This is a genomic window from bacterium (genome assembly GCA_030649055.1).
Taxonomy (GTDB): Bacteria; Patescibacteriota; Minisyncoccia; order UBA6257; family JAUSGH01; genus JAUSGH01.
This window is the reverse complement of record JAUSGH010000001.1, coordinates 24,954-38,493: the sequence shown is the minus strand read 5'-3', so window position 1 is coordinate 38,493 and position 13,540 is coordinate 24,954. Positions and strand designations below refer to the sequence as shown.

Below are 13,540 nucleotides of genomic sequence, written 5' to 3'. Positions count from 1 at the left end.
AGATAATGATCGAGATTGAAAAACTTTTAAAAGAATATCTGGACTACCTTGAAGTTGAGAAAAACCGCTCGCCAAAAACGCGCGAGAATTACGAGCGCTATTTGCGTCATTTCATCAAGCAGTCCGGCGTCACGACGTTGCGTAATTTCACCCTTGATAAAATAAAGGATTTTCGCCTCGCGCTCGCCCGCACCAGCGCCCCATCCGGCGAGCCGCTCAAGAAAAGCACCCAAAGCTACTACGTCATCGCTATCCGCAATTTTCTGAAATATCTCGCGAAGCAGGATTACGTTGTTCCCTCTCCCGAAAAAATAGAACTCCCAAAGCTCGGCGACCGGCAAATTGAAATTATTGAATATGCCGAACTGGAACGCCTGCTTGCCGCGCCTTCGGGCACCGATCTCCGCGCGCTCCGCGATCGCGCAATTCTTGAAATGCTTTTCTCCACGGGACTGCGCGTTTCGGAACTTTGCAAATTAAGCCGCTACCTTAACTTCAAGCAAGGTGAAATCACCGTGCGCGGCAAAGGAGACAAGCTACGCGTAGTGTTTATCTCCGACCGCGCAAGGAAAGCCGTTGACACATATCTCGCCGGGCGCGGTGATGCCGACGAAGCGCTGTTTGTCAGCATGAGCAAAGCGAAGCAGCCGAAGGTGTTGGGGCGCATCATTCCGCGCACCGTGCAGCGGCTTATTCATTACTATGGCAAGAAAGCCGGCATTGTCGGGAAGCGACTCACTCCGCATGGCTTGCGCCATCTTTTTGCCACCGACCTCCTCGTGAACGGCGCGGATCTCCGCTCGGTGCAGGAACTCCTCGGACACAGCAATGTTTCAACGACGCAAGTGTATACCCACCTCACCAACAAAGAACTGAAAGAAATTCATAAAAGTTTTCACGGAAGACGGAGATAAGGCGCCTACAACACCGAGGCATCTCTCGTACGGATGTATTGTTCCCACAACTCCTGAAACTCGAGCGATGATTTTTTCAGCTCCTCAAATGAACCCGCAGCGATGATTTTTCCGTCCCGCAAAAAGTAGACGGAGTTGAAAAGCGACAGCAAATGCAGGCGATGCACGGAGGAAATAATCGTTTTATTTGGGAACGCGCTAAATATGTTCTCGTAGATTTGGAGCTCATTATGAAAATCAACGCTGCTCGTCGGTTCATCCAGCAGCACAATATCTTTGTCAACGGACGCCAAAAGTCCGCGCGTCAGTGCAAGGCGCTGTTTCTCACCTCCGGACAAGTTCACCCCCTTCTCCACGATTGACGACTCCAGCCCTTTCGGAAGACGCCTGACCACGTCAGTAAATGCGGCCATGTCGGTGAACGCGCCGACGTGTTCATCCGTGTAATCAACGCCCAACGTAATATTTTCCCGTATGGTGGTTGCGAATATTTCCGGATCTTGCGGAATAAGGGAGATTGAGTCGCTAATCGCGAGAAACCCTTCGGGCATCGGTGTTCCATCCACCGTTAGCGCAAGCGTCCTCGGGTGGTAAAGGTCGCGCATGACCTTGAGGAACGTACTTTTTCCTCCGCCGCTTTCACCGATAAACGCAATGCGTTCTCCCTTGCGCACACTCAAGGAGACGTTATCCAAGTGAAGGGTTGCGCCATCTTCCGCATGGTATGAGAACGATAATCCGTCGACCGCGATAACCGACCATTCTCCAGGAAGTTGTCTTCCCGCGGACACGCCGGCGTCGCGAAAATTTTCCGAAAGCTCTTCGGCGTTACTGACCGATGTCCGATAACGGACAATGTCGTTATAGAGAAATGAAAATTTGAAGAATGCCTCGCGTATCTGATTTGCATAACCATAGAGAATGTAAATCGTGCCGATAAGAATGCTCCCCGTCCCGAGACGCGAAAAGAGATACAGACCGACCACTACAACAACCGCCATCCGCCCGAGGAATGCCGCGGAAAACCATTTCCATTCGTTCAATTTGCTGTTGATATTATACTGCGCGAACGGTTTCCGGATGAATGTGTCGATGGATGCGAGGACAAGCGATTCGACGCGAAGGATAATCACGGTCGTCACGTTACTCAAGACATCAAAAACTTTCTCGGAAATAGTGTTCCCCATACGGTTCACGCGTTTGTATCCCGGCACAAGTTTCCTGTCAAAAAGTGCAATGATATAAAACGTCAGCGCACTAATCGTGAGCGCCACAATTCCCGCGACGCGGTCGTAGAAGAACAGCACGCCAAACGAAACGATTAACATAATAATCGTTTGCAGCACTTCAAACGTCCGTTCTGAAAAACCGAATAGCGCCTCAGTTCCTTTATCAATCTTATCAATCGTATCTCCGGAATGATGGTCGGTATGCCACTCAATGGGCAGAGCGATGACGCCGCGCAAAAGATAGTTTTTATAATTCGCGCGAACAATGAAGGCGTTCCTATTCTCAATCGTTCTCGCCGGTCCGTGCAAAGACCAGAATGTTACTTCAAGAAGCGGGAGCAAGCAAAGGAGAAGAAAAAGGTGTGGGACATTCTCCGCGCGCACTCCCTCCGACTGAACGGCATTCAGAAATACGCCGACGATAAGCGGTTCAAGAGCGCTTATAAGATTCGCCAGCACAAACATGGAGATATACAACACCACGTTGCGCCGGTTATCTTCGGCGTATCGCCACATTTTTCTAAAAAGATAAATCAATGGGATGTTCATATAACGAACGTGTTCTTGGTTTATTGGTGCCCTCGGGAGGATTTGAACCTCCAACCCTTTAGGGGACAGCGTCCTAAGCGCTGCGTGTCTGCCAGTTGCACCACGAGGGCATGCTTTCCCCGCCATCATAACATAATATCACTAAAATCAAAAACTCCCCCGATGAACATCAAGGGAGTTTTTGATTTGCAACACTTGCTACTAAAGGATTCCTGCGCCTCCTTGCCCTTGGCTTCCGAGCAAGTTCTCCACCAACGGTTGAATACCTTTTGCGAGTAACGCGATTGCGATGGCAATCGCTGCCGCGATAAGACGCTTTTTCGCCTCTTCAATTTCCGCCTCTTCTCCTTTCAAGTACAAATACGCCGCGTAGAGAATGTACACCACCGCGACGGCAAGGAAAATGGCGAATATCCAGTTGGCAATCGTGCCAATGAGAGTCGTTACCTTTCCGAGAGTGAGATCAGCCGACGGGAGCGTCGGGTTGACGCCGACAATCGCGAAGCTCGCGAGCGGAGCAAGCGCCATCACCACCACCCCCGCGACAGCCAATTTATTTAATGTATTTTTCATGTTGAATGTTGTGAATAATCGACCTTTCGGTAAAATGCTATGGTTTCAATATAACATATCCGTTTCTAAAAAACAGCGAAAGTGCCCGGGATGCGTTATAAACGCAATGTAGAACGCTCATCTAATGACGGTATTGGGAAGTCATTACCCCACAACGGATTACGTTCCGGAACGATGGGAACGGGGATATTTTGTGTCGGCGCGCCCCGTCCGCAGCTGAAGATTCCCGTTTGTATTCCGGCGTCACCTAAAATATTTCCTACCAGCGAAACAATGCCGCTCGCAAGAAGTACCACCGCGAGACCGATCGCGGCGTAAATAATGGTGTGCCTGCCTTCCTCGAACTTTTTTGGTTCTCCTCCGGCGGTCAAAATCTGGAACGCGCCGTAGAGCACCATAATCACCGCTATAGCTCCGGCAATCACCGCCAACGCGGCAGCGATGCCGCAAATAAGATCGGAAATCGTATTGTATCCCAACGGGTTAGCGATAGTAATCGCGTGCGCAGTTTTGACGAGAAGATTAAGCATGATTTATTTTACCCTAACACATTGTTCTGCCGCCGTTAAGCAAGCGTGCGGGCTTTACAAACTCCCGCCGCCCCCGGGCGCGCGAAAACGCTGATTGATTTCGTCGTTCGGGTTAGTCATGAGATCGCTCGATGGACCCTGAGGCTCCAACGCGCCGGACGCCCCAACCACCGGCGGCGCCGACATCGTATTCACTACTCCGGGCAATCCGCAATCATCGGGAATATCATTCCATGGCCGCGGTGACGGCGACTTAATGAGAATCTGAAACATGGTATTGATAAGCACCCAACCCGAGAGCACGATGCCCAGTCCCACTACCGCGTACCATACAATTTTTCTCCCTTGCGTCACTTTTTCTTCCGAACCGCCGGCGGTAATCAGATAATAGCCACCAAGCACCACCATTCCCACGGCGAGCGCGAACGAAAGTTGAATAGCATACTGAATCACGTTATGCGCGAGCTTAATGAGATCGCAGATGGAGCAGGTGACGCCTTCGCACTGCGGAACGATTCCGGCAGCGGACACGATTGACGTGTTTGCGAGAAAGGCGATGCTTGATGTGATAAAAAATTTTTTCATAAATATACGCATGCTGTGTCATCCTGAGCGGAGCGAAGGATCTCTGAGATTCTTCAGCCGATGGCTATCGGCTTCAGAATGACAAGGGGATTACTTCGCCCGTTCCCTAATCAGCGTCGTTATCGCATCCTCTGCCTGCCGCAAAGCCCGGTCCTTCGGAAGTTTTCCGTAAATGGCGTTCTCAATCAACTCGCCCATGACGCGCTCCACTTCGGTATTGTCAATTTGCGGATATGACCGCGCGGTCAATGCCTGCCTCGCGAACACGCCGGCGTCGGACTCATCGCTCTGCGCGTCAATAAGCACACGAAGCGCCGGCGCATGGCCGTTTGCCCGAAGATACGCCGCGGAAACATTTTCGTTTGTCGTCAAAAACTTGATGAAATCCCACGCCGCGGCTGCGTTGCGGCTACGTCCCGAAACCGCAAGCCCAAAGTAGTTCGCGTAATCAACGCGATTCGCGGCGGTGCGTGGCTGCGGCATTCCGGCGACGCCGAACATCAAAAACGGATTTTTCTGCTTCAACGCGGCGATGTTGTACTGATAGTTAAACATCATCGCCACGCTCCCCTCCGCGAATGCGTCCAGTGAATAGTGCAGTTGGTCATTCCATGTGTAGAGCGGGCTTTTTGGATCAACAAACTGCGTATAGAAATCCAACCCAGCCGCCCCTTTCACGGCAAACTGCGCGCCGCCGAAACCCTCGGAGACCATCGGCGCGCCGCCCTGCATCATAATAAGCGAAAGCAGATCCGTCGCGCGGTTGATGCTCTTAGGCGAACCGCCGATAGCAACCGCGGCTTTCGTAATTTTTCCGCTCCGGTCAATGGCGCGGAGTTTGGGAATCAAGGCATTTACTTGTTCCCAATTTTTCGGCGGCACGGCACGGCCCGCGTTATCAAACGCGTCCTTATTATAGAAGAGCGCCAGAGAGTCTACATATAAAGGAAGGGCATAGATGAGGCCGTCCGGCGCGAAGTCCTGCTCCACGACACGCGGGAACAGATTCCGAAATGTCGCGATGGGTAGCGATTCGCCGGTCAGCGGAAGCATTTTGTCATAGTGTTTCGGGAGCCAGGTGTTATGCGCCATGAACATATCCGGCCCCTTCCCCGCCGCCAACGCATTCACCAGTTCACGCTCATAATCCTCCGGAGCAAATTGCTTGTACGCGATTGACACATTCGGCGCTTGCGCTTTATACGCGTTTATTACCGCGCTGAATGCATCCGGCGCGTCAAACACGCCCCACATGGAAAGCGCGACTTTATTCGCGGTGATGTCCTTTCGGAGACCGGGGATGACTCCGGTAAACACCAATACAAAAAGGACGACGATGAGCGCCAAAACTCCCAATGTAATCAAAAGCCGACGAGACATACTACAATATTACCACAACTAAAGGCAGATGACTCCTATCAAATGATCTCCCGCGTTCAAGCTCATAATCCGGACGCCTTGCGTGGCGCGGCCGGCTTGGCGGACGCTTTCCAATGACGTGCGAATGATTTGTCCTTTTGCTGAAAGTACTAAAAGTTCCGTTTCGTCTGAAACAAGATGCGCGGAAATCAGCGGTCCGGTTTTTGCCGTAATTTTCGCGGCGCGGACACCCGATCCTCCGCGATTCTGCGTTTTATATTCCTTCACCTCCGTTTGCTTGCCATAGCCGTTTGCCATGACGGTTAAGAGACGCGCGTCTTTTGTTTCTTTCTTCACAATTTCCAATCCGCTCACGTGGTCGCTCCCCTTGAGGCGGATACCGCGAACGCCGCTTGCCGTACGGCTCATCGGCCGGGTTTGTGATTCTTTGAAACGAATACCCTGACCATTCGCGGTTGTGATCAGCAACTCATCACCACCCGACGAAAGCATAACCCAATTCAACTCATCGCCTTTTTTGAGGCGAATCGCGATGATGCCGGTGCGGCGGACATTGCCGAAATCAGTAAGCGCGGTCTTTTTGACCATGCCGTTTTTCGTCGCCATTACCAGGTAGCCCTTGTCGTCGTTGGTGTAACTGATGACCGCGCTGATTTTTTCTTCCGGAGAAATTTCCAAAAAGTTATGCACGGACTTTCCCTTTGACGTGCGCGAACCCTCAGGAATTTCATACGCTTTTGTCTGAAATACTCTTCCGCGATCCGTGAAAAAGAGCATGTTGTCGTGCGTGTTCGCGGAAATAAAATGCTGGAGGAAATCTTCCTCGGCAACGTCCGATCCGATGAGTCCCTTGCCCCCGCGGTGCTGGCTCTTAAACGCCTCCGGCAGCACGCGCTTGATGTAGCCGCCATGAGAAAGCGTAATCACCACGTCTTCCTGCGGCACGAGGTCTTCCTGACGGAATTCTTTGAGTCCCCCGACCACCACTTTCGTGCGCCGTTCGTCGCCGTATTTTTCCCTCAACTCGGTCAATTCTTTTTTAATGACGCCCAAAATTTTTGCCGCGCTTTTTAGGAGAAGTTGCAGTTCCGCGATAAGCGCTTTCTTTTCTTTCAGTTCGGCATCAAGTTTTTCCCGTTCCAACGCGGCCAGCGTCTGCAAACGCATTTCCAAAATCGCGTTCGCCTGAATCTCTGAAAACTTAAACTTTTTCATCAGGTTCGCGTGCGCGGCGTTCCGATCTTCGGATTTCTTGATGGTGTTAATCACCGCGTCAATGTCGTCCAACGCCTTCACGAGACCGGTCAAAATATGCGCGCGCTCCTCGGCTTTCCGCAAATCAAACTCCGCGCGGCGGCGCACCATGTTTTTCCGGTGAGCAATGTATGCCGCGATGACGTCCTTGATGGACATGACCCGCGGTTGCAGGCCGTCCGCTAAGGCCAAGAGGTTCAAATGGAAATCTTTTTGCAGGTCGGTGTATTGATAGAGCTGGTTTAATACCTTTTGCGGAGGTACGTCGTTTTTCAATTCAACAATAATGGACATACCGTCCTTGTCGGACTCGTCGCGGATGTCGCGGATACCGTCAATTTTTTTCTCAGTCACGAGTTCCGCCATCTTTACGATAAGCTCGGATTTATTCACCTGGTACGGAATCTCCGTGATTTCAATGTTGTACTGCTCGCCTTTCGCGCCTTTGCGCTCCTTTACTTCCGCAAGCGCGCGGATGGTCATGGCACCCCGGCCGGCGATGTAAGCGGCGGTGATTGCTTTGCGGTCGTAAATAATTCCGCCCGTCGGAAAATCCGGCCCTTTCACAAAGTTCATCAGGTCTTCAGCGGTGGCATCGGGATTATCAATCGTGTGCAGCGTCGCGTCCACCACTTCCGTCAAATTGTGCGGGGGGATGTTGGTTGCCATGCCGACGGCAATACCAACGGCGCCGTTTAACAGCATGTTCGGCAATCTCGCCGGAAAATATTTCGGCTCCATGCGCACGCCGTCATAGTTTTGCTGCCAGTCCACGGTTTCTTTATCAATATCGGTAAGCAATTCGTCCGCGATTTTGGAAAGTTTCGCCTCAGTGTAACGTTCAGCCGCCGGCGGATCGCCGTCGATCGATCCAAAATTTCCCTGGCCGATAATCAGCGGGTAACGCAGCGAAAAATCCTGCGCCATGCGCGCCAAGGCGTCGTAGACCGCGACCGTGCCGTGCGGGTGGTAGTTGCCGGTCGTGTCGCCGCTGATTTTCGCGCACTTTCTGAACTTCGCGGTGGAGGTAAGTCCCAGCTCGTGCATGGTGTACAAAATACGCCGCTGTACGGGCTTCAAACCGTCGCGCACATCCGGCAGCGCGCGCGACACAATGACCGACATCGCGTAATCCAAATACGAATCGCGAAGCTCCTGGGTTATTTCTCGTTTTTCTACGTTGTCCATGAGTTTAAGTTGGATGACGGATGTTCGATCGCTGCGCTTGACCGAAGACGAGGCGGCTGACTCGGCTGCCGGTCTTCGGACGTCCGACTACGGACATTACGGAAACTCCGTCTCCGGCACAGCTTCCACGCCTTTCAGTATAAAATCTTGTTTTACTCCGCGCACCTCGATGGTGTTTGAGGGACCAAGAATCCCTTTCACCATCGCGATGCCGCGACTCAACCGCAAACCGATGCCGTCCGCGATGGCACCCGCTCCCGCCGTAAATGTTTCCGTGACGCCCGCTGTTTTAGGCGGGGCGGTTATTGTCCGCGCCGCTATTCCCGCGTTCGCAAGTAATCTCGCTTTCGGTTGCGTGATGTCCGGAACTTGCAAGGCAACGTATCCCATCCACAATGCCACAACGATGCTTGATGTCGCAACCGTAAACCCAATAACCCAGCGCTGCTTTGTCGCCTCATCGGAATTTCTTATGTCTTCTATCCAACGCCTCATGTTATTGTATTCCTTCGATTCCACTCAGGAAATATTTATGTGCTGAGCCCGTCGAAGCGCTACCGTAATTAGAAATTAGTTATTAGGAATTAGACATTTCATTGCTATAGCTTCATAGCAATGAGCCGCAACCCCTCGCCGATTTCTTTCGCTTTGATGGTCAGCTTATCAACAATTTCAAATTTTTGCCCCATCGATTTTTCAAGCTCTTTCAAATCTTCGGCCTTGCGCTTTAACTCCGGAATCCTGAAAAATGACGCGATGACGATTTTCGGCTCAAGTTTTTTGATGAGCGTCGCGACATCCTTCGCTTCCAGCTGCGGAGAACCTCCCGCGGGAACAAATAGTATATGCGCGCCGATGAGCTGCTCCTGGACGTCGGCGGTAAGTTCGGCTGACAGTCCACCAAGAAACACAAGGCGCATTTCTTCCATGCGTACCATATATACTGCGCCCACCCCTGATGGGTAGCCGGAAACCTCAATCCCCTTCACCTCGTATTCGCCAGGGCCTGAAACCAACCGTGCTTCCGCGTCTTTTTCCGACGCGTACGCGCCGTAGCCGCCGGTCTTCAACACCAAGTCGGTCTTAAACCGCGGCGGTGTTAATCCGTTACCGGATTCAAAGGGATCGGAAACCAGCGTCAGCGGGCCGCTCGCAACCTTGAAACATCCTTCACCGTACCAGTTGATGACCATATATATAGAAGCCACTAGCGACTAGGGTTTAGCCACTAGTATATATGGAAGAGTAGCAAAATTTTTTCGATTAAGCAACGCACGCAATGCGAGATTTCACGGCGCTTGACAAATCAATATATTGCGTGCTATTATGCCAGCATCGTTAGATGTTCTAACGAGGCGCATTTGGGAAGACCCTCTTTTGAGGAGATCTGGCGATGAGTGAGAACAAATCCGCTGACATCATCGCAGTCAGCTTCGCTGAGATGAAAGAGTTCGGCTGTCCCTACTGCGGCTACCGTTCCGGCTACAGCATGGCGTCCGGCGGTGGCGCGGCAACGTGGAACTGCGGGGAGTGCGAGAAGGGTTGTGTCATTCTGGGGGAAGGCATCACGAAGTCGCCCATCGGATTCGGCAACGACGCCGAAAAGACAATCTACCCCGAACTCCAGCCGCATCCGCGTCGCGGCACCCCTTCCCACGGCAAGCCGGACAAGCGGCCGGATGGCGAAGGCGAGTTCTTCTGGGTGAGAGGCATCGGCCTCGACCAGACCCCGGGTTGCTTCGTCTGCGGCGGACCGGAAAACCTCTACAACAACATCGCCGCGTTCGTCCAGTGCAAGGCGGCGGGCGAACGCGTCGTCGCGATGTTCAAGAGCGGTGCCCGGCTGGACTACCGCAGTTACGAACCCGACCGCATACAAGCGAAGATCGGCGGCTGCGACCAGCACAAGGGTAGCCTCGATCAGCTCTTGGATGCCGTCGAGGGAGCGAAGGGCATCATCACCACACAGATGATCGAGAAGATCGTCGGCAACGCGCAGTCATAGTGCGCAACGCGCACGACGCAAGCACCGTGGCCGCAGGTTCCTGAAACCTGCGGCCGCTTCCTTTTATATACGATTCCTTTCTGATGCCGACCCTGCCGCTTGTGGGGCAAAAGGTACACTAAGAAGCCGCTTAGTTCCTCAATTTTTAACGGCTCAACGGGGCATACGCCGTTGAGCCGTTAGCGCGACGCCTATGGGGGCTTGACTTTTTCCGGCGAAAGAGTATACTGTATCTAATTTCGCGTTAGTATCCGTCGTTCGGCGGGTTGCGCGAAAGATCTGGTTTCACCCATTTTGGTGGAAAGGAGCGGGTCGTGATGAAGAGTTTGGTTGGACGGTTCCTAGTGGTGGAGACGGGCTGGTGCGAGGCCCACAAGCAGTACGAGGGCGGCCGGTTGCTGCAGTTTGTGCCCACGATGACCATCGAGAATCCCGCGCACAAGTACGTGCCGGGGAGCGAGATCACGATGCTCGACGGGAAGAAGGCGAAGGTCATCCGCCAGGTCGGCGACTACAACGGTCTCCTCTCCTGGCTCATGAGCCAGACGATCAACACCAACACGGGAGAGGTCCCGGCCATGCAGAGCCTGTGGGACGTCATGGACGAGGCCTACCAGCACGGCAAGGACGACCAGCGGCTGAAAGCGCAGCAGACGATTCAGGCGCTGAAGGACACGAACTTGCGAGCGGAGGACGACTTGAAGAACAACCTCAGCGAGGCGCGCAGGAAGCTCGCCGAGGCGAACGGACGCGCGGCGAACGCGCAGAAGACCATCAAGGCGCTCCAGGCGCAGATCGCGGCGGCAACGCAGCCGCCCACGACCACGCCGGCGGCGGAACCGGCTCTGGCGACGACCGAGCCGGCACTCGAGCCCGTGACCGCGGCGACGAGCGGCGGGAACGGTGAGTCCGGCAACAACGGCCAGTAGAACAGCAACGGGGGCGGGTGAGTATAATGCTCACCCGCCCCTAATCCATTTTTAGGGTTTTTATAATGTAAGATTGCCACAGGGCCGATGGCTATCGGCCCTTCGCAATGACAGAGTACGCGCTTGCATTTTTGAGCGGACTCCGCTATCATTTGGAGTAATTGCGGATCGGCTGCCGGGGATGCGCCGAAAAGCGACATTATAAGTAAATTTCATCCTCACGGTTGTAGTGGTTCGACAAGCTCACCAACTATATAGTTCCTGAGCAAAGTCGAAGGACTACATATATATATGCCCATTACCATTCCGAAGAAGTTGAATTCGCCCATTACGCAGCTCTTGAAAGGCGATTCTGGCCTGCTCGCTACATTAAAGCACGGCGACCTCGTTGAAGCAGTATTTTTAAGCAAAGGAACCAAGTCCGCCTATTTTGATCTCGGCAGGTTCGGCACCGGCATTGTGTACGGCGCCGAATATTCCAACGCCGCGGAAGCCGTGAAAGCACTGAAGCCGGGCGATAAAGTCAGCGCGAAGGTCGTTGATCCGGAAAATGACGACGGCTATATCGAACTCTCGCTCGCCGAAGCCGGCAAGCAACGCGCGTGGCAGGACATCAAGAATCTGTTGGAGCGCGGGGAAATTGTTACCGTCAAAATTACGGCGGCGAATTCCGGCGGACTCATTGCCCCCATCGGCGACGTCAAAGCGTTTTTGCCGGTGTCGCAATTGACCCCGGACCACTATCCGCACATTGAGGACGGCGACAAAGGCAAGATTCTTGAGGAACTCAAAAAATTCATCGGTCAGGAATTGAAGGTGAAAATCATTGACCTCAATCCCCGCACCAACAAGCTCATCATCTCCGAGCGCGAGACTATGAGCACGAATGTGAAGGAGCTTTTGGAGAAGTATAAGGTGGGCGACATGGTGGAAGGCATTGTTTCGGGAGTCGCGGACTTCGGCGCGTTTGTACGCTTCGCGGACAACCCGGACATTGAAGGCCTTATCCACATTTCGGAATTAAGCCATCGCCTCATTGAAAACCCGAAAGAAATCGTGAAAGTGAATGATTCCATCAAAGCGAAAATCCTTGAAATCAAGGACGGCCGCGTTTCGCTTTCACTCAAAGCCCTTCAGGAAGACCCGTGGCTCAAGGTGCCGGAGAAATACAAAGATGACACCGATGTGCAAGGCACCGTCACGAAGTTCAATCCGTTCGGCGCGTTTGTTGCGCTGGATGCGGATATCCAGGGCCTTATCCACGTGTCGGAGTTCGGAGGCGTTGATGAAATGAAAAAGCAACTTGAATTGGGCAAGTCGTACACGTTCCATATTGCAACAGTGAAACCCGCCGAGAAACGCATTATTCTTAAACTTAAAAAGTAGAGTATTCCTTCGACAAGCTCAGGAAATATTTATTTGGTGAGCACAGTCGAACCATTACCAAAACTCATATGTTAACTCCAAGAAAAAAGAAAATCATCGTAAAAGAGCATGCCATACACGACACTGATACCGGTTCTTCCGGCGTGCAGATCGGCATTCTCTCCCGCCGTATTGACGAACTCGTGGCGCACTTGAAAAAGAATCCGAAAGATAACACCTCCCGCCGCGGACTCCTGCAGATGGTCGGCAAGCGCCGCCGCCTTTTGGCCTATCTCGCAAAAAATGATGCCAAAGCGCACACTGCGACAGTAAAGAAGCTGGGGCTTAAATAAGAAATAAGACGTAAGAAGTAGGACGTAAGAAATTTTATGGCAGCAATCAAAAATAAAGAGCAGCGCGTCGGAATCTTTATTGATATCCAGAACCTTTATCACTCGGCGAAGAATCTTTACAGCTCACGCGTGAATTATAAGGAGCTCTTAAAGACGCTGCTTGCCGGGCGGAAACTCATCCGCGCCATCGCCTACGTGGTGAAATCCGACGTGGAAGGCGGACACGACTCGCATCCCGTGCAAGCTCCAGCGGAGGGACGAGGCAGCTCCGGACTCACCCCCGAGGCGTCGTTTTTTGACGCGCTCCGCCGTGTGGGCATTGAGCTGCGCATGAAAGACATCCAAATTTTTGCCTCCGGCGCGAAAAAAGCGGATTGGGACGTTGGCATGGCGGTGGATGCCATTCGCATGGCGGAATTTTTGGACGCAGTGGTGCTTGTGACCGGTGATGGCGATTTTGTGCCGCTCGTGGAATACTTAAAGTGGGGCAAAGGACGCACGGTGGAGGTTGCCGCATTCAGCCGCAGTACAAATGCGAGAATAAAAGAGGTAGCGGATGAGTTTATCGCCCTTGAGGACATTCCGAAGATATTATTAAAAAAAGGTCAGGTATAGGTCATACATTAAAAAATTAAAAAATAACTGCGCGAGCGGAATTGCCGAGATAGCAACGGTCGGAGCCAGGA

Annotated in this window: 14 protein-coding genes and 1 tRNA gene; 6 read left to right on the top strand and 9 right to left on the bottom strand. The window is 52.7% G+C overall.

The genetic code is table 11. The features are described from left to right. Positions 1–5 precede the first annotated feature (5 nt). Entirely contained in the window at positions 6–914 is a 909-nt protein-coding gene (locus Q7R85_00205) for a tyrosine-type recombinase/integrase (protein MDO8584533.1), read from the top strand. A gap of 5 nt (positions 915–919) precedes the next feature. Here the strand turns inward: Q7R85_00205 and Q7R85_00200 are convergent, their stop codons facing one another. The 9 genes from Q7R85_00200 to Q7R85_00160 all read right to left on the bottom strand — a co-directional run bounded on the left by Q7R85_00200 (position 920) and on the right by Q7R85_00160 (position 9,395). Further along, positions 920–2,692, bottom strand: coding sequence for an ABC transporter ATP-binding protein (locus Q7R85_00200; GenBank protein MDO8584532.1), 1,773 nt, complete (start codon positions 2,690–2,692; stop codon positions 920–922). A 24-nt stretch (positions 2,693–2,716) separates the two neighbouring features. Continuing rightward, a tRNA-Leu gene (locus Q7R85_00195) sits at positions 2,717–2,802 on the bottom strand. A 91-nt stretch (positions 2,803–2,893) separates the two neighbouring features. After that, positions 2,894–3,265, bottom strand: a complete 372-nt coding sequence (locus Q7R85_00190) for a hypothetical protein (GenBank protein MDO8584531.1) — start codon at positions 3,263–3,265, stop codon at positions 2,894–2,896. A gap of 95 nt (positions 3,266–3,360) precedes the next feature. After that, positions 3,361–3,795, bottom strand: a complete 435-nt coding sequence (locus tag Q7R85_00185; protein MDO8584530.1) for a hypothetical protein — start codon at positions 3,793–3,795, stop codon at positions 3,361–3,363. A gap of 54 nt (positions 3,796–3,849) precedes the next feature. Beyond that, positions 3,850–4,380, bottom strand: a complete 531-nt coding sequence (locus Q7R85_00180) for a pilin (GenBank protein ID MDO8584529.1) — start codon at positions 4,378–4,380, stop codon at positions 3,850–3,852. Positions 4,381–4,470: 90 nt separating this feature from the next. After that, positions 4,471–5,760, bottom strand: a complete 1,290-nt coding sequence (locus Q7R85_00175) for an extracellular solute-binding protein (GenBank protein MDO8584528.1) — start codon at positions 5,758–5,760, stop codon at positions 4,471–4,473. An 18-nt stretch (positions 5,761–5,778) separates the two neighbouring features. Continuing rightward, positions 5,779–8,202, bottom strand: a complete 2,424-nt coding sequence (gene gyrA / locus Q7R85_00170; protein MDO8584527.1) for a DNA gyrase subunit A — start codon at positions 8,200–8,202, stop codon at positions 5,779–5,781. Between the two features lie 96 nt (positions 8,203–8,298). Then, positions 8,299–8,697, bottom strand: coding sequence for a hypothetical protein (locus Q7R85_00165; GenBank protein ID MDO8584526.1), 399 nt, complete (start codon positions 8,695–8,697; stop codon positions 8,299–8,301). Positions 8,698–8,801: 104 nt separating this feature from the next. Further along, positions 8,802–9,395: an MBL fold metallo-hydrolase gene (locus Q7R85_00160; GenBank protein MDO8584525.1), complete on the bottom strand. Its 594-nt coding sequence runs from the start codon at positions 9,393–9,395 to the stop codon at positions 8,802–8,804. A gap of 200 nt (positions 9,396–9,595) precedes the next feature. On the opposite strand from Q7R85_00160, the gene Q7R85_00155 reads away from it, so the two are divergent. The 5 genes from Q7R85_00155 to Q7R85_00135 all read left to right on the top strand — a co-directional run bounded on the left by Q7R85_00155 (position 9,596) and on the right by Q7R85_00135 (position 13,469). Next, complete coding sequence (locus Q7R85_00155; GenBank protein MDO8584524.1) at positions 9,596–10,207, top strand: hypothetical protein; 612 nt, start codon at positions 9,596–9,598, stop codon at positions 10,205–10,207. A gap of 317 nt (positions 10,208–10,524) precedes the next feature. Further along, on the top strand, positions 10,525–11,136 hold the full coding sequence (locus Q7R85_00150; GenBank protein MDO8584523.1) for a hypothetical protein: 612 nt from the start codon (positions 10,525–10,527) through the stop codon (positions 11,134–11,136). Positions 11,137–11,427: 291 nt separating this feature from the next. Then, positions 11,428–12,522 carry a S1 RNA-binding domain-containing protein gene (locus tag Q7R85_00145; GenBank protein ID MDO8584522.1) on the top strand — a complete coding sequence of 365 codons (1,095 nt, stop codon included), beginning with the start codon at positions 11,428–11,430 and terminating at the stop codon, positions 12,520–12,522. A gap of 68 nt (positions 12,523–12,590) precedes the next feature. Continuing rightward, positions 12,591–12,854 (top strand): 30S ribosomal protein S15, encoded by a 264-nt coding sequence (gene rpsO, locus Q7R85_00140; GenBank protein MDO8584521.1) that lies wholly within the window; start codon positions 12,591–12,593, stop codon positions 12,852–12,854. 36 nt (positions 12,855–12,890) lie between these two features. After that, positions 12,891–13,469, top strand: coding sequence for an NYN domain-containing protein (locus Q7R85_00135; GenBank protein MDO8584520.1), 579 nt, complete (start codon positions 12,891–12,893; stop codon positions 13,467–13,469). Positions 13,470–13,540 lie beyond the last annotated feature (71 nt).

What these genes read in the sequence shown, in the direction of transcription:
- Q7R85_00135 (MDO8584520.1), top strand. Translation starts at nt 12,891, where the DNA reads ATGGCAGCAATCAAAAATAAAGAGCAGCGCGTCGGAATCTTTATTGAT.
- Q7R85_00190 (MDO8584531.1), bottom strand. Translation starts at nt 3,265, where the DNA reads ATGAAAAATACATTAAATAAATTGGCTGTCGCGGGGGTGGTGGTGATG.
- Q7R85_00200 (MDO8584532.1), bottom strand. Translation starts at nt 2,692, where the DNA reads ATGAACATCCCATTGATTTATCTTTTTAGAAAAATGTGGCGATACGCC.
- Q7R85_00175 (MDO8584528.1), bottom strand. Translation starts at nt 5,760, where the DNA reads ATGTCTCGTCGGCTTTTGATTACATTGGGAGTTTTGGCGCTCATCGTC.
- Q7R85_00185 (MDO8584530.1), bottom strand. Translation starts at nt 3,795, where the DNA reads ATGCTTAATCTTCTCGTCAAAACTGCGCACGCGATTACTATCGCTAAC.
- Q7R85_00165 (MDO8584526.1), bottom strand. Translation starts at nt 8,697, where the DNA reads ATGAGGCGTTGGATAGAAGACATAAGAAATTCCGATGAGGCGACAAAG.
- Q7R85_00145 (MDO8584522.1), top strand. Translation starts at nt 11,428, where the DNA reads ATGCCCATTACCATTCCGAAGAAGTTGAATTCGCCCATTACGCAGCTC.
- gyrA (MDO8584527.1), bottom strand. Translation starts at nt 8,202, where the DNA reads ATGGACAACGTAGAAAAACGAGAAATAACCCAGGAGCTTCGCGATTCG.
- rpsO (MDO8584521.1), top strand. Translation starts at nt 12,591, where the DNA reads ATGTTAACTCCAAGAAAAAAGAAAATCATCGTAAAAGAGCATGCCATA.
- Q7R85_00155 (MDO8584524.1), top strand. Translation starts at nt 9,596, where the DNA reads ATGAGTGAGAACAAATCCGCTGACATCATCGCAGTCAGCTTCGCTGAG.
- Q7R85_00180 (MDO8584529.1), bottom strand. Translation starts at nt 4,380, where the DNA reads ATGAAAAAATTTTTTATCACATCAAGCATCGCCTTTCTCGCAAACACG.
- Q7R85_00160 (MDO8584525.1), bottom strand. Translation starts at nt 9,395, where the DNA reads ATGGTCATCAACTGGTACGGTGAAGGATGTTTCAAGGTTGCGAGCGGC.
- Q7R85_00150 (MDO8584523.1), top strand. Translation starts at nt 10,525, where the DNA reads ATGAAGAGTTTGGTTGGACGGTTCCTAGTGGTGGAGACGGGCTGGTGC.
- Q7R85_00205 (MDO8584533.1), top strand. Translation starts at nt 6, where the DNA reads ATGATCGAGATTGAAAAACTTTTAAAAGAATATCTGGACTACCTTGAA.